Raw genomic sequence first — 17,119 nt, forward strand, 5'->3', positions numbered from 1 at the left:
AGAGCACCGGCCGGGACTAGGAGCCTGGCCCCGCAGTATCTCCGATGGGCACGTTGCTCCGGTGCGCCCTGCCCCGGTCCAGTTGCATGGCGCTCGTCACGAGGGCGAAGTGGCTGAAGGCCTGGGGCATGTTCCCCAACTGCCGCCGGGTCAACGGGTCCCATTCTTCGCTGAGCAGCCCCACGTCGTTCCGGAGGGAGAGCAGGCGCTCGAACAATTCAGTGGCTTCGCCGGCACGTCCCGCGCCAAGAAGCGCATCGACCAGCCAGAAGGAGCAGGCGAGGAATACCCCCTCCCCTCCCGGCAAGCCGTCATCGCTCTCCTCCGTGCGGTACCGCAGCACGAAGCCGTCCACGGTCAGCTCGCGCTGGATGGCCTCGATGGTGCCGATCACCCGCGGATCATCATGGGACAGGAAGCCCACCTTGGGGATCAGCAGCAGGCTCGCGTCCAGTTCCTGGCTGCCATACGACTGCACGAAGGTGTTGCGCCCGGCATCGAAACCCCGCTCCATGACCTCCCGGTGAATGGTGTCGCGCAGGGCCGCCCAGCGCTCGAGCGGTCCCGGCAGTCCAGTTTCGCCGATCGCCTTGACCATGCGGTCGGCAGCCACCCAGGCCATCACTTTTGAATGGGTGAAATGGCGCCTCGGCCCGCGCATTTCCCACAATCCGTTGTCCGGCTGGTGCCAGATCTGTTCCAGGTGACCCATCAGGGCCTGCTGGAGGGGCCAGGAATCGTCACCTTTCCCCTTGCCTCCGCCGAGGAGGCCCGCCCTGGTCAAGGACAGGCAATCCAGCACTTCGCCCCAGACATCCAACTGCAATTGCTCCGCGGCGGCGTTGCCTGTGCGGACGGGCTGTGATCCCTGGTAGCCGGACAGCCAGCCGAGGGCATTCTCGGGAAGGCGGCGCTCGCCGTGCAGTCCATACATGATCTGCAGGTCCGCCGGATCACCGGCCACCGCGCGCAGGAGCCAGTCCCGCCAGGCGACGGCCTCCTCCGTGTAGCCCGCCGCGAGCAGGGATTGCAGTGTCAGCGTGGCATCGCGGAGCCAGCAGTAGCGGTAGTCCCAGTTCCGCGGCCCGCCGAGCTGTTCGGGAAGCGAGGTGGTGGGAGCAGCCACGATCCCGCCCGTCGGTGCGTAGCTGAGCGCCTTGAGGGTGATCAGGGAACGTTCGACGGCGGCATGGTAGGGCCCGGCGTCCGCGCAGTGGGCGGACCATTCGGTCCAGAACTGTTCGGTGTCCGCCAGCGCGGCGACGGGGTCCACGGACCGGGGCCGCGGAAGGTGGCTCGGCGCCCATGTCAGCACGAACGGGACCGTCTCCCCTTCCCCGACAGTGAACTCGCTGACCGTGCGCATCTCTACGCCCTTGAGCGGTGCCGCTGTTTCCAGATAGACCGAGTCCGGGCCTGCAACAGCGCCGATTCCGTGCGGATTCCGTCGGACCCACGGCACCACATGGCCGTAATCGAAACGGAGGGTCAGTTCGCCGCGCATCCGCACGCTGCCCCGGATTCCCTCGACCACCCTGACGATATCGGCAACCTCGTCGCGCGGCGGCATGAAGTCCGTGACCCGGACGTGGCCCTCGTCGTTCTCCCATTCGCTCACCAAGACCAGGGTTCCCGGGCGGTAACCGCGTCGGGTACAGGGGCCGCCATCCGCCGGCGCCAGGAGCCAGCGGCCGGCGTCGGAGGTATCAAGCAAAGCAGCGAAGCACGCCGGCGAGTCGAAACGCGGCAGGCACAACCAGTCAATGGACCCTTCGGTGCTGACGAGGGCCGCAGTATGCAGGTCACCGATCATGGCATAGTCCTCGATGCCGACCGGTCCGCCGGAGGCCGGTCCACCGGAGGCCGGTCCACCAGAGGCCGGTCCGCCGGAGGCCGGTCCGCCGGAGGCCGCTGCGGCGCCCGCCGAAAAGCTCATTGCCGGGTTCCCAGGAAGGACCCGACGGCGGCAATCGCCCGCTCCGTAATCGCCTCCCTGTCTCCGCCGCCGTCCACTTCCACCACGATTCCGCGCTCCGAATACGCCGAGACCACCGGCTGGGTTTCCTCCCTGTACAGCTCCAGGCGGCGGCGGATCACCGGGGCGGTGTCGTCGCTGCGTCCTTGCTCCCGTGCACGTTTGAGGAGGCGCTGGACCAGTTCCTCGTCCTCCGCGGCCAACTGCACGACGACGTCCAGCCGCTGGCCTTTGCCCTCCAGCAGGGCGTCGAGCGCGGCAAGTTGGGCCACGTTGCGCGGATAGCCGTCCAGGAGGAAGCCGTTCCTGACGTCGTCGTCCGCAAGGCGGCGGGCCACCATCGCATCGGTGAGCCGGTCCGGCACCAGCTCACCCTTGTCCATGAAGGCGCGGGCCTCGGCCCCCAGTTCCGTCAGCTCGCGCACGTGGGAGCGGAAGAGCTCGCCCGTGGAAACGGGAAGGATGCCGAAATGGGCTGCGAGGTATTCGGCCTGGGTGCCCTTCCCGGAACCGGGCGCGCCGATGATGATCATGCGGGTCATGCCTGAGCCTAGCAACGGGCAAGCTCGTTGGCACCTGTTCCGCTGAGTCGGCCGGCCGGCGCAAGCTTTTATCCAAATGCGGGAGTAATTACGTGCTAGCACGGAAGCGCAGGACACCGGCCCGGGAGCACCATTGATTTCGGGCCAGGAACCCCTGGCCCGAGCGGGGGACCCGCACCAAAGAGGGACCTCCACTGATTGCCGGCAGGCCGAAGCCTACAGCCCGGCCGCGGATGTCCGTTCACCTCCGCACCGCCCGATTCACATCACACCCCAGGAGAGAAATGCGCACCAACACCTTGTCCCGGCCCAAGCGCGCCCGGATCATCTCAGCACTCGCCGTGAGCCTCGGCCTTGCCGGAGCCGGCCTGGCCCTCGGCACGCCTGCCCAGGCCAGCACCCTCTATTCCTGTACGGTCACGCCGTTGAAGCCGATCTTCGCGTACATCAACAGCAACGGAGTGAAGGTCCTCGACTACCGGATCACTGCGAGCTGCACGGGCAGCCGCTCCCTCTACATCCAGCAGCAGCGTTGGGAAGACGACAGCTGGCCGAACGGCGACGACTACCTGGGCGGCACGGACTTCAGCCGCTACCTCAGCGCCGGCACCAGCACCACCATCCACAACTACCGCACTTTGGTGGACGGTGAGATCGGCTACGAGGAGGTCTACCAGAAGGTCCGTTTCAAGGTGGGCAGCGGCGGAGTCTGGTCGGGCTACACGGGCTGGCAGAACAGCGCGATCCTGTCGATCTCGAACTGAACCCGCGGCAGTGAAGCCGGCCCGGTGCGTTTGCGTACCGGGCCGGCTCTTGCGTGTTCAGAAGCCGGCGCGTTCAGCGGCCGGCGCGTCAGCGGCCTCCTCCGGAACGCAAATAGCTCAGGACGGCGAGTACCCGGCGGTGGTCTTCGGGTTCCGGCCGCAGGTTGAATTTCACGAAGATGCTGCGGATATGGGCTTCCACGGTCCGTTCACCGAGGAACAGGCAGCGGCTGATCGCCTGGTTGGTGCGCCCCTCGGCCATGAGTTCCAGTACCTCCCGTTCCCGGCTGCTTAGCTCCTCCCCGCCCTGCCGGGGTTCCTGCGGGCGCGAAACCAGGCGGGACACCAGCTCGGGGTCGACGGCGGTGCCACCGGTGGCCACCCGCCGCAAGGCGTCAAGGAAATCCTCGATGTCGGAGACGCGTTCCTTCAGCAGGTAGCCGAGGCCCTTCGCGCCATCGAGGCCGGCAGCATCGGCTCCCCCGGCGAACAAGGACATCGCGTTCTCCGTCTCCACATACTGGGACAGCAGCAGCACCCCGGTGTCCGGATACCGGCGCCTGATCTCCCTGGCGGCTTCGATCCCCTCGGTCGCGTAGCCGGGCGGCATGCGAATGTCCACGACGGCGGCATCCGGACGCTCGCGCTCGACGCAGCCGAGCAGCTCTGCGGCATCGCCGGCTTCGCACACCACTGTCATTCCTTCGGCTTCCAGCAGTGCCGCCAGGCCCCTGCGCAGCAAAGCGGAATCATCCGCGATGGCAATCCTCAATGTCACGGAAGCCCTCCTTCGCTTTCGACGGCAGGCAGTTCCGGAACCGAAGCGGGTTCCGCGGAGAACGGCAGGACCGCCGTCACGGTTGTCCCCTGCCCCGGTGGGCTGACGACGTCGAAGGTGCCGCCCAGCGCGGCCGCGCGGTCCGCAAGTCCCATCAGTCCGCCGTCGGGCCCGGGGGCGGCGCCTCCCCTCCCGTTGTCCTCGACCACCACGGTCAGCTGGTCCGCAGTACCGGCAGCGCGGGCCCGGATCATGGTTGCCCCGGCATGCTTGGCGGTGTTTGTCACGGCCTCGGCGCAAATGAAGTAGGCGGCAAGTTCCACGGCAGGAGGCACGGGAGCGGCAAGCTCCACCCGGACATCCATGGGCACTGGGGTGCGTTCGGCCAGGGCGGTCAGCGATCCGGCGAGCCCCCGCTCGCGAAGCGACGGCGGGTACACGCCGCGGGCGAGTTCACGGAGTTCACCCAGCGCTGTGTTGAGTTCCCCGGCGGCGTGCCCGATCAGCTCCCGGACGTCGCCGTCGGGCGCGAGCCGCCTGGCCCGGGCCAGCTCCATGGCCACGGCCACCAGCCGCTGCTGGGCGCCGTCGTGCAGGTCCCGCTCCAGCTGGCGGCGGCGGGCGTCTCCGGCGGTGACAATGCGTTCGCGGGAGCGGCGCACTTCGATCAGCTGGTCGCGCAGCTGCTGTTCCATGTTGCGGTTGTCCAGGGTGAGCGAGGTGGCGCTGCGCACGGCTTCGAGCAGTTGGGGCTGGTCCCGGAGCGCCTGGTCGAAAACCAGCGCGCCCACGGGCAAGCCCTTGCGTTCCAGGACCATCGCCGCGCGGCCGCTGTGTTCCGCCGGCAGTTCGCGTGCCCTGCCGTGCCCGTCGACGAATCCAGGCTGCCCGGGAGACCATTGCCACAGTTCCAGGCTCGGGTCCCGGACGGTCTTCCGCAGCGCGTCGGTGAGCCGTTCATTGAGCGGCGCCGAGCCGATCTCCACCATGAGCTCGCTGAGGGCGCCCCGCGCAAAGCGGTAGCGCCACAAGCCCATCAGGACCGCCAGGGGGACCACCGCCGTCGCGGGATATTGCCACAGCAGCGCCTCGGAGGCCTGCGACCCGGAGAACTGGACGACGGCGGCGGCGACCCAAATGGTTGCTCCGGTTTTGAGAATCAGGGCGAAGCCGAGCGGCAGGAAGGAACTCCGGTAGGCCGGGGTGCCGGCGTGCCAGCGCATCGCCAGGAGCAGCACGATGGCCAGGCCCACGCAGATCTGGACTACCCGGGCGGCGTTGCCGATGGCCGTGGTGAGTGCGAGGTCGTCCCAGAGCAGGAGCAGGTTCCGCGAGGTGGATTCTCCCGCTGCGACGTGCAGGCGCGGGTCGAAGAATGCCCAGTTGGCCACGGCGATGGCCAGCCAAAGGGAGAAGAAGAATCCCACGGCCACTTTCTGGAGCCGGGTCTTCAGCGTCCCGGTGGGGAAGCTCAACGCCAGCTGCAGCAAGGGCGGCTGGTACATCAACGTGAGGGTCACGCCGGTGGTGAAGGCCAGGGGATCGCTGGAGCGGCGCAGGCCGGCGGCCAGCCAGAGCCAGCCCGCCAGGACCAGCAGGAATCCCGGCCTGCTGTTCGGCTGGCTCCGCCACGCGGCCACGCCGGAGAGGACAAGGCCCAGCCCCACGGCCAGGAACATCGCGAATTCAAGGAGGCTGAAAGGGACCCTGTCGGCGATCCCGCCCAGGTGCACAACGCCCTGGGCGTTGAGCAGCCCGAGCGTGCGGGCCGGGTCCTGCATCGCAAGCGGTGACCAGTCGACGGCCAGCAGCACGACGGCGGCCAGGCCGGCGGTCACCGCCAGCACCCATGCCGTCTGCCGTGGAGTCACCGCGTTTCCCCCTCCGCCACGGCTTAAGATTCCCACGCCGGAGGGCGGCGGGCTACAGGGAATTCAGCGGCAGTTCCGGGCGAAAGCCGGACGCGGCGCCGTCAGTCTTCGCGCTGCAGGCGGGCCAGCGCCATGCGGCGCAGCTCGGCAAGGTTCTTCAGCAGCGGCGCGGCGTTTTTCAGCAGCGGCTCGGCGATTCCGGCGTCGTGCGTTCCGCGGTAGCGGCGGCTGATGTCCATGACGGAAAGAGCCACGGCCACCGGGGAGAGGACCACGGCGGCGTAGATGAAGATCATCCAGGACAGCACGGTCAAGGGTGACTGGCCGCCGCTGAGCCAGCTCAGTCCGCCCAGCAAACCCACCGTCCAGAACAGCAGGACCCCACCAAGCACAACCCCTGCGGGGAAGTACTCGCTCCGCACCACACGCATCAGCTTTTCCACCAGCCGAACCCCATCTTCAACACCCGGATTTCACAACAACCAACACAAGTATGCAGCCGCCAAAAGACCGTTTCAGCCGTTTTGAGGCAGAGGTGACGAAGCTAACTCCGCGGCCTTTTGGACCGGCTCGAGACCGCCTCCCGGGAGACGTTCGGAGTCAATGACAGTTGTGAGTCAACTCACCATGGAGTACTCTTTTTTTGAACCACATATCGTACAAACGTTCGCAATACGAACAATCCACAGACACCCAACACCCCGTCTTTCAGCGCGGAAGGACCTCCGGAATGACCAATCTCGCAAGCGGCCCCGCCGTCTCGGCCAGTGACCGCCAACTCAAACGGGCCAAGAAGGCGGCCCTCGCAGCCTTCCTCGGCGGAGCCCTCGAGTACTACGACTTCTTCATCTACGCCACCGCCGCATCGCTGGTCTTCTCGAAGATCTTCTTCCCGTCCGGCGACCCCACCGTTGCCTTGATCGCCTCCTTCGCCACCTTCGGCGTCGCGTACGTTGCCCGCCCGTTCGGCGCAATCGTGTTCGGCCACCTCGGGGACAAGATCGGCCGCAAGAACACCTTGGTGCTGACCCTCGTGCTGATGGGTTCAGCGACCTTCCTGATCGGTGTGCTCCCCGACTTCAACAGCGTCGGATACTGGGCGCCGGCACTGCTGGTGGTCCTTCGCCTTATGCAGGGTCTCTCCGCAGGCGCAGAGACTGCAGGCGCATCCGCCCTGTCCACCGAAGAGGCCCCCGAAGGACGCCGCGGATTCTTCGCCAGCTTTGCCATGAGCGGCATTTCCGCCGGCATTGTGCTGGCATCCCTGGCCTTCCTGCCGGTGGCGGCCATGAGCGAAGCCGAGCGCCTGGCCTGGGGCTGGCGCATCCCGTTCTGGCTCTCGCTGGTGGTGCTGGTGGTGGCCTACCTGGTGCGGCGCTCCCTCGAGGAGCCCGAGGTCTTCGAGGAGAAGCACGACCACGGCGAACTCGTGAAGCTCCCGTTCGCCAAGATGTTCAAGACCCACCCGGCCCAGTTCTTCCAGGTGGCCCTGATGTCCTTCGAGACCGTCACGAACACCTTCATGCAGTCGTTCGGCCTGGCGTACGCCGTGTCGGTGGGCGTCCCGGCCTCCACCATGCTGTGGGTGAGCATCCTCGGCAACGTGATCGCCATCGCCTCGCAGCCGCTGATGGCATGGCTCTCCGACCGCTACGGACGGCGGCCGGTCTTCATCTCGGGCGTACTCGGCTCCGGTGCGATGATTTTCGTGTACTTCTCGGTCATTTCGACCGCGAACGTCCCTATGATCTTCCTGGCCAGCACCCTGATCACCGCGGGCACCTACTCGATGTCCAACGCCATCTACCCGGCCTGGTTCTCCGAGCTCTTCAACGTCAAGGTCCGCTACTCCGGCATGGCCATCGGGCTGCAGGTCGGCATCCTCTGCGCCGGCTTCACTCCCCTGCTGGGCACGGCCCTCGTCGGCGCGGAGAAGGCCAACTGGGGTCCGGCCGCCTGGATCGTGGCTGCGTCCTCGCTGCTGGCGGTGGCCGGCGCTCTGTGGGCCCGGGAAACGAACAAGACACCGCTGCGCGAGTTGGGCAACCCGGTCCGGTAACCTACCCGCCCCGGGGCCATCGCCGCCACCATGGCCTGGCGGGCGGGGGCTCCGGCGGCTCCGGGCGGGCGGCCGAGGCTGCTGCCCGTCGGGCGCGCCAGCGCTCCAGCTCGACGGCGACCTCCCGGGTCTTCGTGATCACGGGAGGTCCGCCCTGGAGCTGGCGGCGGGCATTGACTACCCGGGCGTTGAAGTCCTCCAGGATGGCCCGGACCCGCTCTTCGGTGGCTTGTTCGTCCAGGACGGCGTCGAGCCCGGCGTCGTCCCTCCGCAGCAGGATCGCTTCGGGGCCGAGGCCGCTGAGGTGCTCGCGCTGGATGAGGCCCTTGACCCACCAGTCGGGGTCGTAGCTTTCGCCGAGACCCGGGATGGGTTTGCCTGCGTATTTGAGGTTGTCGAACTTGCCGTGCGCCATGGCGTCCCGGATCAGGTAGTCGGCCCGCGAGGCGGTGTCGAACTTCCGGCGCTTCTCCTGAAGCTCGTCTTCCGCTGCGGCGTGTGCCGCCTCCTCGGGAGAGAGGTTCCCGGCGTACCCGCCGGCTCGGAGCTCCGCCGCCCGTTCCAGGCGGCGCCTGGCGCCGGATTCCCTGGCGTCCTCATCCATAACCACAGGGTACTGCGGACTCGAAGATCCGGACCCTAAAGACAGCCGACGACGGCGGGAGGCTCCCGCCGTCGTCGGATGCTGGTTACGCTCAGGCGTGGGAGTGTTCGGCGAGGAGGGCGTCGACCTGCCCCAACGCTTCCTTCATGCCTTCTTCCATGCCCATCTCCAACATCTGGGTCATCTGTTCTTCGGATTCGAAGGTGGACTGGACGGTCATCCGGGTACGGCCGCCGAGGTCCTCGAGGGTCACAGTGGCGTGGCCGGCACCCACCTCGGCTACGGGTTCGCCGTTTTCATCGGCAAAGCCGTCATCGAACTCGAGGCGGTGGGGCCGCTCGATGTTGGTGAAGCGCCACCAACCGCGGGGTTTCTCCCCTTCTGGGGTGGTCATGTAGTAGCCAGCCTCGCCCCCGGGCGTGAATTCATGCTTTTCGAAGGTGGCCGGATAGCCGGGAGGGCCCCACCAGCGCTCGAGCTGGCGCGGGTCTTCCCAGATCTGCCAGACGCGTTCGACGTCGGCGTCAAACTCGGCGACGAGAGTGAGGCTGAGCGTTTCGGGATTCTTGGTGGAACTGATGACAGTCATTGCGGAACCCTTCTGTTCTATTTCGGTTCTTCTTCGAGGATGTCTGCGATCCGGGCGGCGCGCTGCCGCCAGATGTCCTCATACTCGTCAAGCAGCCGCCGGACATTCTGCAGTCCATCGCGATTGCCCCGCACGATCTGCTCCCTTCCGCGCTTCTCCTTGCTGACCAAAGAGGCACGCTCCAATACCGCCACATGTTTCTGGACGGCGGCAAAACTCATGGCGTAGAGCGCCGCGAGGCCGGACACCGAGTACTCCCCCAGCGTCACCCGGCGCACAATGTCCCGGCGGGTGGGATCCGCGAGCGCCTGGAAAAGGCGGTCGATCCCTGCGTCGTCCAACTGATCTACAACCATTTGGTTGTAGGTTACGACTGAAGGCAGGCGGTGTCAATGGGTTCCGGAGGTTCGTCCGGTGGCCCTTGAAGCCAGGCGGCTGAGCCATCGAAAATGCCGGGCCAAACGCAGCACACCTGACGAAATTTGAGCCTGTGAACAACGTTTAAACCGGTATTTAGCCCGCATCGCTGAGGCCGCGGAAGGCCGCCAGGGCTTGGCATTGGAGGATAATTTGGTGCCATGACGTACCGCTACGAGGTGGAAGTCGTGCACCTATTGGTCTCGCCGGAGCACGCCTATTTCGGCCGCGCCAAGGACGGGCCGGCCGAGGTTCCCGCCACGGACGCCGGGCTCGTGGAACTGGTGGCCGGCAAGGGAATCGTCGGCGACCGTTTCTTCGGCAAGGCCGCTCACATGGACGCGGCGGTCACCCTCTTCGCCGTGGAAGCTTTGGAGTCCATCGCCGCGGAACTTGGCGCCGGTCCCTTGGACCCGCTGCTGACCCGCCGCAACGTCTTCCTGCGCGGCGCCGAACTGGCACCCCTGCTTGGCCACGACTTCGCCCTGGAATCCGGCGGGGAGCTGGTGTGGCTGCACGCCGGGCGGCCGGCCCATCCCTGCGCTTGGATGGACCGGATGCTCGCGCCCGGTGCCCACAAGGCGATGCGGGGCCGCGGCGGCATCCGCTGCCGGGTCGTGTCCGACGGCGTCCTGCACCGCGGCCCGGCAGTCCTACTCAGCCCGGTGCCGCTTGATCCGGAGCTCGCCGGCGAGGCGACGGTGCTACGACCGTCGCGGTTGCCGTAGGTACTCCCGCTCGAAGGCCTACCCCCGTTCCGCGATCTCCTTCACGCTGGCCACCAACTGGTCCCACATCCCCTTGGAGTGCTCCGCCTCTTCGGCGCTGGCGTTGTTGTCCTGCGAGAGGGTCAGCTTCGTTCCGCCGCCTTCGTCCTCCAGCGTCCAGGTGAGGGTGTGATAGTTCTCCGGCTTGTCCTCCTGGCCGCTTAGGGGACTGAAATGCGTCATGACAAGCCGGTTCCCGGGGTCGAATTCGAGGATGCGGCCCCTGTCCGCGTACTCCTTGCCTTCCCATTCGCCCCGCCAGCTGATGCTGCCGCCGATCGACCAGTCGGTCTCCACATCGGTACCGAACATGAACTCCTTGATCGCCGCAGGGTCGGTCAGCACAGCCCAGACCCGGTCCGCGGGTGCCGCTATGGTGATGCCCGACGTCGCCACATACTTGCCGCTCATGGCCCCGACCCTACTCCGCGGCCGGAGCAGCCGTAACCCTTGATTGTGAGCAGGATCACCCCGCTTTGTGATCCAGTCGATTGAGCCGTCCGGGCACCCCCGTGCACCATGGAAAAGTTGGCCCGGATCCGTTCCGGGCCGGACCCTTCATCTGCTGGACGCAACGAGGCCAAAGCGGTGAGCTCGCAGAGCCGCCCAAAGGCCCCGGGCGTTCATGGATCAGTACCACCCCGGCCCCGCACTGGCGCGAGGCTGGCACCGCGAATTCATGATTGGAAGCCGAAGAACAATGACGTTTGAAACTGCCGAATCCGTCACCCTCAAGATCTGGGACCGCACCGCCGTGCACCACACGCTCGACGCCCTCGTCAACGAGCTCTCGACCCGCCACAACACCTGCACCAGCAAAATCGCCGTCACCGCCAGCGGCCCCAACACCTTCACCGTCTCGGTCCCTGCCTAGGCACCGTTCCGGAAACTAGCGAGCGACGGCGGGAGGCAACCTCCCGCCGTCGCACTCGTTAACGGCCGCCCGCCGCTGTTAACAGCAGCTGCTAAACCTCCGCCGCCGGGGCCGCGAACTGGGCCTCGTACAGCCGGGCGTAGGCGCCGCCGGCCGCCAGCAGCCCGGCGTGGTTTCCCTGCTCCACGATCTGCCCGGACTCCATGACCAGGATGAGGTCGGCGTCGCGGATGGTGGAAAGGCGGTGCGCAATCACGAAGCTGGTGCGCTCCGAGCGCAGGGCCCGCATCGCGTTCTGCACCAGGACCTCGGTGCGGGTGTCCACCGAGCTCGTGGCCTCGTCCAGGATCAGCACGGACGGCCGGGAAAGGAAGGCCCGGGCTATGGTGAGCAGCTGCTTCTCGCCGGCGGAGATGTTGCCGCCTTCGTCGTCGAGCACGGTGTCGTAGCCCTCCGGCAGGGAGTGCACGAAGCGGTCCACGTAGGCCGCGCCGGCGGCTTCCATGATTTCGCCCTCGGAGGCGGTGGGCTTGCCGTAGCCGATGTTGTCCCTGATGGTGCCGCCGAACAGCCAGGTGTCCTGCAGCACCATGCCCATCCGCCCGCGGACATCGTCCCGCCGCATGGTGGCGATGTCCACGCCGTCAAGCGTGATGCGGCCGGCGTCCAGCTCGTAGAAGCGCATCATGAGGTTCACCAGGGTGGTCTTGCCCGCGCCGGTGGGGCCCACGATCGCGATGGTCTGCCCCGGCTCGGCCACCAGGCTCAGATCCTTGATGAGCGGCTTGTCCGGCGAATACGCGAAGGAAACGTTCTCGAACACGAGCCGGCCGCTCGCCGTCGACGGTGACGCGGCGGGCGCGGGATCGGGCTCTTGCTCCTCGGTGTCCAGCAGCTCGAACACGCGCTCGGCGGACGCGACGCCGGACTGCAGCAAGTTCGCCATGGACCCAAGCTGCGCCAGGGGCTGGGTGAACTGCCGGGAGTACTGGATGAACGCCTGGACGTCGCCCAGCTGCATCGCTCCCGCGGCCACCTGCAGGCCGCCCACCACGGCGATTCCCACGTAGACCAGGTTCCCGATGAAGGTCAGGGCCGGCATGATCAGGCCGCTGATGAACTGGGCGCCGAAGCTGGCCGCAAACAGCTCCGCGTTCTTTTCCCGGAAGAGCTGCTCCACTTCGCGCTGCCGGCCGAAGACCTTCACCAGCGCGTGCCCGGTGTAGCTCTCCTCGATCTGCCCGTTGAGCTCGCCGGTGTTCTTCCATTGCGCCACGAACAGCTTCTGCGAGCGCTTGGCGATGAGCATGGTGGTCACGAGGGTCAGCGGCACGGTGACCATGGTGAGCAGCGCCAGCAGGGGCGAGAGCAGCATCATCATGAAGATCACGCCCACCACCGACAGCAGGGAGGTGACCGCCTGGCTGATGGACTGTTGCAGGCTCTGCGAAATGTTGTCGACGTCGTTGGTGACCCGGCTGAGCAGCTCGCCGCGCTTCACCGAATCGAAGTAGCGCAGCGGGAGCCTGTTGATCTTCGCTTCGATCTCTTCCCGCAGCCGGTAGACGGTGCGCTGCACGACGCCGTTGAGGATGTACGCCTGCATCCAGCCGAACGCCGAGGCCAGCACGTACAGCACCAGCACCCAGAGCAGCACCGAGGACAGCGCGGCGAAATCGATGCCCTCGCCCGGGGTCAGCTTCATGGGGCCGAGCATGTCCGCCCGGGCGTCCTGCCCCGAGGCGTGCAGCCCCGCGATGAGCTGCTCCTTGCTTGTCCCGGCGGGCAGGTCCTTGGACACGACGCCGGCAAAGATCAGGTTGGTGCCTTCACCAAGCAGCCGCGGCCCGAGCACCTGGAGCGCGACGCTGGCCACCGACAGGGCAAGTACCATCACCAGCCATAGTCGCTCCGGCTGCAGGGTACTCAGGAGCCGCTTGGCGGAGGGCAGGAAGTTGAGTGCCTTCTCGGCCGGGATGTTCATCCCTGCGAAGGGGCCGCCGCGCCCCGGTCCCATCGGCGGCCGCTGCGGGCGTCCCAGGTTTGAGTTCCCGGCAGCCGCATGCCCGACGACGGCGGCCGGCCGGGTGCCGCGGTTTCCGCCTGCGCCGCTCATGCCGCCTCCTCCGCCGAGAGCTGGGAGGAGACGATCTCGCGGTACGTTTCGGATGTCTCCATAAGCGATTGGTGGGTGCCGCGCCCGACGATCCTGCCGTCGTCGAGCACCAGGATCTGCTCGGCATCGATGATGCTGGAGACGCGCTGGGCGACGATCACGAGGGTGGCGCCGGCGGTGCTGCGCTTGAGCGCCTGGCGGAGCCGGGCATCGGTGGCGGTGTCCAGGGATGAGAAGGAGTCGTCGAAAATGTAGAGCCCCGGCTGTTTCACCAGTGCCCGGGCGATCGCCAGCCGCTGCCGCTGCCCGCCGGAGAGGTTGGTTCCGCCCTGCGACACGGGCGCGTCCAGGCCCCCGTCCATCTCCTGGACGAAGTCGCGCGCCTGGGCGATGGCGAGCGCTGACCACAGTTCGTCCTCGTCGGCGTCGGGCTTTCCGTAAAGCAGGTTGCTGCGGACGGTGCCGGAAAACAGGTAGGGCTTCTGCGGCACCAGGCCGATGTGGCCCCACAAGAGGTCCGGATGCAGGTCCCGGACATCGACGCCGTCCAGGCGCACCGAGCCGCTGCCCGCGTCGAACAGCCGGGGCAGCAAGTTCACCAGGGTGGTCTTACCCGCCCCGGTGCTGCCGATGATCGCCGTCGTCTGCCCTGCCGGGGCGGTAAAGCTGATGCTTTCCAGCACCGGCTGCTCGGCGCCCGGGTAGGCGAATCCGACGTCGACGAGTTCCAGTTCGCCGCGGCCGGCGCTGCTGAGCACCGGTTCCAGCGGCGGGCGCACGCTCGACTCGGTCTGCAGGACTTCCCCGATCCGGTCTGCGGACACGGCGGCGCGCGGAATCATCACCGCCATGAACGTGGCCATCATGACGGACATCAGGATCTGCATCAGGTAGCTGAGGAAGGCGATGAGGGTGCCCACCTGCATGGAACGGTCCTCGATCCGGAAGGCGCCGAACCAGATCACGGCCACGCTGGAAATGTTCAGGACGAGGATCACCACGGGGAACATGAGAGCCATGAGGCGGCCGGCGCGCAGCGCCATTTCGGTGACGTCCGAGTTACCGGCTGCGAAGCGTTCGGTCTCCATGCTCTCCCGGACGAAGGCCCGCACCACCCGTATGCCGGCCAGCTGTTCGCGCAGCACGCGGTTGACGGTGTCGATCCTGGTCTGCATCTTGCGGAACAGCGGCACCATCCGCGAGACGATCAGCCCCACTGCGATCAGCAGCACCGGGACGGCGACGGCGATGAGCCAGGACAGCTGGGCGTCCTGCCTGATTGCCATGACCACGCCGCCGATGCTGAGGATCGGGGCGGCCACCAGGAGCGTGCAGGTCATGAGGACCAGTTGCTGGACCTGCTGGACGTCGTTGGTGGTCCGGGTGATGAGTGAGGGAGCCCCGAAGTAGGCCACCTCCTGCTCGGAGAATTCCCCGACCCTGGCGAAGATCGCATCGCGCAGGTCCCTGCCAAGCGACATGGCAGCCTTGGCCCCGAAATAGACTGCGGTGATTGAACAGGCGATCTGGGCAAGGGTGATGAGCAGCATCCAACTGCCGGTGCCGAGGATGTACCCGGTATCGCCGGTGGCCACGCCGTGGTCGATGATGTCGGCGTTGAGGGTGGGCAGGTAGAGCGAGGCGATCGACTGGGCCAGCTGGAAGACGACGACGGCGATCAGCAGCCGCCGATGCGGCCGCAGGTACTGCACCAGGAGCTTCCAGAGCATCCGTATTCCGCTCGCCGAAGTGATCTTGCAAGTCAGTTTACGGCTGGTTGCCATGGGCAACTAGAGGAAATTCCTGCGGCTGCCCGCACCGACCCCTCTTCAAGCAACGCGGGGTCATTGACGGCCCATCATGGTGCCAAACATGGGCCGTACCCCGCGTGGCTCCACCCTGTCCTGCGCCGGATGGACATCGACGGAGCAGCCCGCCGCGGCGGGCCAGGCTCACTTTCCGAGGTCACCGGTTACAGCTCGGGCTTCAAGATATCGAGCTGGGTCGACCAGGAATATGGCTAAGAATGGACTTGGAGAAGCCGCCATCGACACAGATGTCCTGCCCGGTGACGTAGCCCGATAGAGGGCTCACAAGAAATTCGATCACGTTGGCAATGTCCATCGGATCGCCGATCCTTGCCAGCGGGATGATATCTTCCCTTGCCTTCTTGATTTGGGGATCGACGTACATCTTTTCAGTCATCCGCGTGTGAGTCATGCCCGGAGAGACCACATTTACACGGATTCCGTCAGGTGCCCATTCCAATGCGAGCGTCTGGGCCAGCATCGTCAACGCAGCCTTACTGGGGCTGTAGGCGCCTGATCCGGCGTGCGGTAGCTGGCCAGACATCGAAGAGGTAAAACAAGCGGAACCGCGGCTCTGCCTCAGATGCGGGTAGCTTGCTTTGGCAAGAAGCCACGCGCCACGGAGGTTAACGGAGAACATGCTGTCCCAGTCCTCAAGGGAAAGGTCACAGATGGCGCCAGGACTGGCGACCCCGGCATTCGCTACCAATGCATCCAGACCACCGAATTCGGCTACCGCAGCTTCTACCAGTTGACTTGGCACGTCGGTATCTCCAAGGTCGCCCGCCAACGCGATGGCCGTGCCTCCCATTGACTGGATGGAACGAACGACTTGATCCTGGCTGCTGTTCGATTCGTGCCCACATACGGCAATCATCGGGTGCACATCCCGAGCAAGAGCCGCCTCTGCGATTCGCAGGCATGTAGACGCCCCTATGCCGCTACTTCCGCCACTAACCAACGCCCTCATCACACACACTCTTTCCAACGGGGATTCAAGATGTAAACCGATTCCATTATTTTTTTCAACCATTGGCTGATGCGCCGCGCTCCCCCAACGCTGGCGTTAGCTTCCTAGTTCCCAGCCTTGGTTCTTGAGGTCCTGCATCGCCTTCTTAAATTCGCGCACCGGGTTCTCTTCGCGAATGATCTCAAGAACCACGTTGTTGACTCCGCATGTTTCTCTGACGGCATTCCCCAGTCCATTCCAGTCGATCACTCCAGTGCCGATTGGATCGTGACCCCAGGCTTCGGTGCCCGTGTCGGAAATATGCACAAGTCCAATTGATTCGTGATTGGAGAGCAAGCCATCTACTGGATCCTCTCCAATGTAAGCAGCATTCGCGACGTCGTACACGATCTTGAGCGAATCGTCGTTGACCGTGCTCACGACACCTGCCAAGTCCCGGATGGTAGGTGCGAAGCAATAAGGAGTGTTTTCGAAAAGGAGTCGCGTGCCGGCCTGCTTGGCCAGCGGAATCAGGCTCTCCAGGCTCTCGTACATCCACCCGTAGGTCCTTTCGAGCGAAGGCGAGATCATGGGGCGCCTTGTACCAGGCGAGATCACAACCTCGGATACATCCCAGGCGGCAGCCAGATCAATCACTGACTTAATGTGTTCAATGCTTTTGCGACGCATGCTGCCGCCAGGGCTGGCCAAATTTATGTCATATCCACCGGCATTCAGAGACCTGATGCCGGCGCCCCGCTCATTGAGCCTTTTGTAAATTGCAGAGCGCTCCGACGTGGAGATCTCGTCCGGCCAGCAGTGCGGAGAGCTAACCGGAACTTCAAAGACCCGATACCCGTTGTCGACCAATTCCGTGATCGCATCAGCCGCGCTGGCCGACCATAGATAGGAAAACGTATTAATAATCATCTGGAAACATATCCTCGGTTCTGTGCCCATGGAGAAGGAGCCGGTAAATGGCCAGGCTTTTGGCGAGCCAGGCGGC

At 65.8% G+C, this 17,119-nt stretch carries 17 protein-coding genes; 4 read left to right on the plus strand and 13 right to left on the minus strand.

Going from position 1 to position 17,119, the window contains the following annotated elements:
• Positions 1-16: 16 nt before the first annotated feature.
• The gene (locus tag ACZ9CK_RS14940) at positions 17-1,936 is read right to left on the minus strand and encodes a glycoside hydrolase family 15 protein (RefSeq protein ID WP_476050329.1); all 1,920 of its coding nucleotides are present in this window, start codon (positions 1,934-1,936) and stop codon (positions 17-19) included.
• A complete protein-coding gene (locus ACZ9CK_RS14945; protein WP_426299788.1) occupies positions 1,933-2,517 on the minus strand; it encodes an adenylate kinase in 585 nt (194 codons plus the stop codon). Before ACZ9CK_RS14945 ends, ACZ9CK_RS14940 begins: the two co-directional genes overlap by 4 nt.
• 284 nt (positions 2,518-2,801) lie before the next feature.
• Between ACZ9CK_RS14945 and ACZ9CK_RS14950 the strand changes: the two genes are divergently transcribed.
• Positions 2,802-3,281, plus strand: coding sequence for a hypothetical protein (locus ACZ9CK_RS14950; protein ID WP_426299790.1), 480 nt, complete (start codon positions 2,802-2,804; stop codon positions 3,279-3,281).
• Between the two features lie 88 nt (positions 3,282-3,369).
• Here ACZ9CK_RS14950 and ACZ9CK_RS14955 read toward each other — a convergent pair whose 3' ends face one another.
• The 3 genes from ACZ9CK_RS14955 to ACZ9CK_RS14965 form a co-directional block, all read right to left on the minus strand.
• Positions 3,370-4,059 (minus strand): response regulator, encoded by a 690-nt coding sequence (locus ACZ9CK_RS14955; protein WP_476050330.1) that lies wholly within the window; start codon positions 4,057-4,059, stop codon positions 3,370-3,372.
• Entirely contained in the window at positions 4,056-5,930 is a 1,875-nt protein-coding gene (locus ACZ9CK_RS14960) for a sensor histidine kinase (protein ID WP_476050331.1), read from the minus strand. The genes ACZ9CK_RS14955 and ACZ9CK_RS14960 overlap by 4 nt, the downstream gene beginning before the upstream one ends.
• A gap of 101 nt (positions 5,931-6,031) precedes the next feature.
• Positions 6,032-6,373 (minus strand): hypothetical protein, encoded by a 342-nt coding sequence (locus tag ACZ9CK_RS14965; protein WP_426299796.1) that lies wholly within the window; start codon positions 6,371-6,373, stop codon positions 6,032-6,034.
• A gap of 287 nt (positions 6,374-6,660) precedes the next feature.
• Between ACZ9CK_RS14965 and ACZ9CK_RS14970 the strand changes: the two genes are divergently transcribed.
• Positions 6,661-7,989, plus strand: coding sequence for an MFS transporter (locus ACZ9CK_RS14970; protein ID WP_426299798.1), 1,329 nt, complete (start codon positions 6,661-6,663; stop codon positions 7,987-7,989).
• A 1-nt stretch (position 7,990) separates the two neighbouring features.
• Here ACZ9CK_RS14970 and ACZ9CK_RS14975 read toward each other — a convergent pair whose 3' ends face one another.
• From ACZ9CK_RS14975 to ACZ9CK_RS14985, 3 genes are all read right to left on the minus strand, one after another.
• Positions 7,991-8,593 (minus strand): DnaJ family domain-containing protein, encoded by a 603-nt coding sequence (locus ACZ9CK_RS14975; protein WP_476050332.1) that lies wholly within the window; start codon positions 8,591-8,593, stop codon positions 7,991-7,993.
• Between the two features lie 91 nt (positions 8,594-8,684).
• Positions 8,685-9,182 carry an SRPBCC family protein gene (locus ACZ9CK_RS14980; protein WP_426299802.1) on the minus strand — a complete coding sequence of 166 codons (498 nt, stop codon included), beginning with the start codon at positions 9,180-9,182 and terminating at the stop codon, positions 8,685-8,687.
• Between the two features lie 17 nt (positions 9,183-9,199).
• Positions 9,200-9,538, minus strand: a complete 339-nt coding sequence (locus tag ACZ9CK_RS14985; protein WP_476050333.1) for an ArsR/SmtB family transcription factor — start codon at positions 9,536-9,538, stop codon at positions 9,200-9,202.
• Between the two features lie 222 nt (positions 9,539-9,760).
• Between ACZ9CK_RS14985 and ACZ9CK_RS14990 the strand changes: the two genes are divergently transcribed.
• Entirely contained in the window at positions 9,761-10,327 is a 567-nt protein-coding gene (locus ACZ9CK_RS14990) for an MOSC domain-containing protein (RefSeq protein ID WP_476050334.1), read from the plus strand.
• An 18-nt stretch (positions 10,328-10,345) separates the two neighbouring features.
• On the opposite strand, the gene ACZ9CK_RS14995 is transcribed toward ACZ9CK_RS14990, so the two are convergent.
• Positions 10,346-10,777 (minus strand): SRPBCC family protein, encoded by a 432-nt coding sequence (locus tag ACZ9CK_RS14995; protein WP_476050335.1) that lies wholly within the window; start codon positions 10,775-10,777, stop codon positions 10,346-10,348.
• A 289-nt stretch (positions 10,778-11,066) separates the two neighbouring features.
• Here ACZ9CK_RS14995 and ACZ9CK_RS15000 point away from each other — a divergent pair, with 289 nt between their 5' ends.
• The gene (locus ACZ9CK_RS15000) at positions 11,067-11,240 is read left to right on the plus strand and encodes a hypothetical protein (RefSeq protein WP_426299810.1); all 174 of its coding nucleotides are present in this window, start codon (positions 11,067-11,069) and stop codon (positions 11,238-11,240) included.
• Between the two features lie 91 nt (positions 11,241-11,331).
• Here ACZ9CK_RS15000 and ACZ9CK_RS15005 read toward each other — a convergent pair whose 3' ends face one another.
• From ACZ9CK_RS15005 to ACZ9CK_RS15020, 4 genes are all read right to left on the minus strand, one after another.
• A complete protein-coding gene (locus ACZ9CK_RS15005; protein ID WP_476050912.1) occupies positions 11,332-13,257 on the minus strand; it encodes an ABC transporter ATP-binding protein in 1,926 nt (641 codons plus the stop codon).
• A 95-nt stretch (positions 13,258-13,352) separates the two neighbouring features.
• Positions 13,353-15,086, minus strand: coding sequence for an ABC transporter ATP-binding protein (locus tag ACZ9CK_RS15010; protein WP_476050336.1), 1,734 nt, complete (start codon positions 15,084-15,086; stop codon positions 13,353-13,355).
• Between the two features lie 256 nt (positions 15,087-15,342).
• Positions 15,343-16,134, minus strand: coding sequence for an SDR family NAD(P)-dependent oxidoreductase (locus ACZ9CK_RS15015; RefSeq protein WP_476050913.1), 792 nt, complete (start codon positions 16,132-16,134; stop codon positions 15,343-15,345).
• Positions 16,135-16,230: 96 nt separating this feature from the next.
• On the minus strand, positions 16,231-17,043 hold the full coding sequence (locus tag ACZ9CK_RS15020; RefSeq protein ID WP_476050337.1) for a sugar phosphate isomerase/epimerase family protein: 813 nt from the start codon (positions 17,041-17,043) through the stop codon (positions 16,231-16,233).
• Positions 17,044-17,119 lie beyond the last annotated feature (76 nt).

It is taken from the genome of Arthrobacter sp. TE26545 (assembly GCF_056279005.1).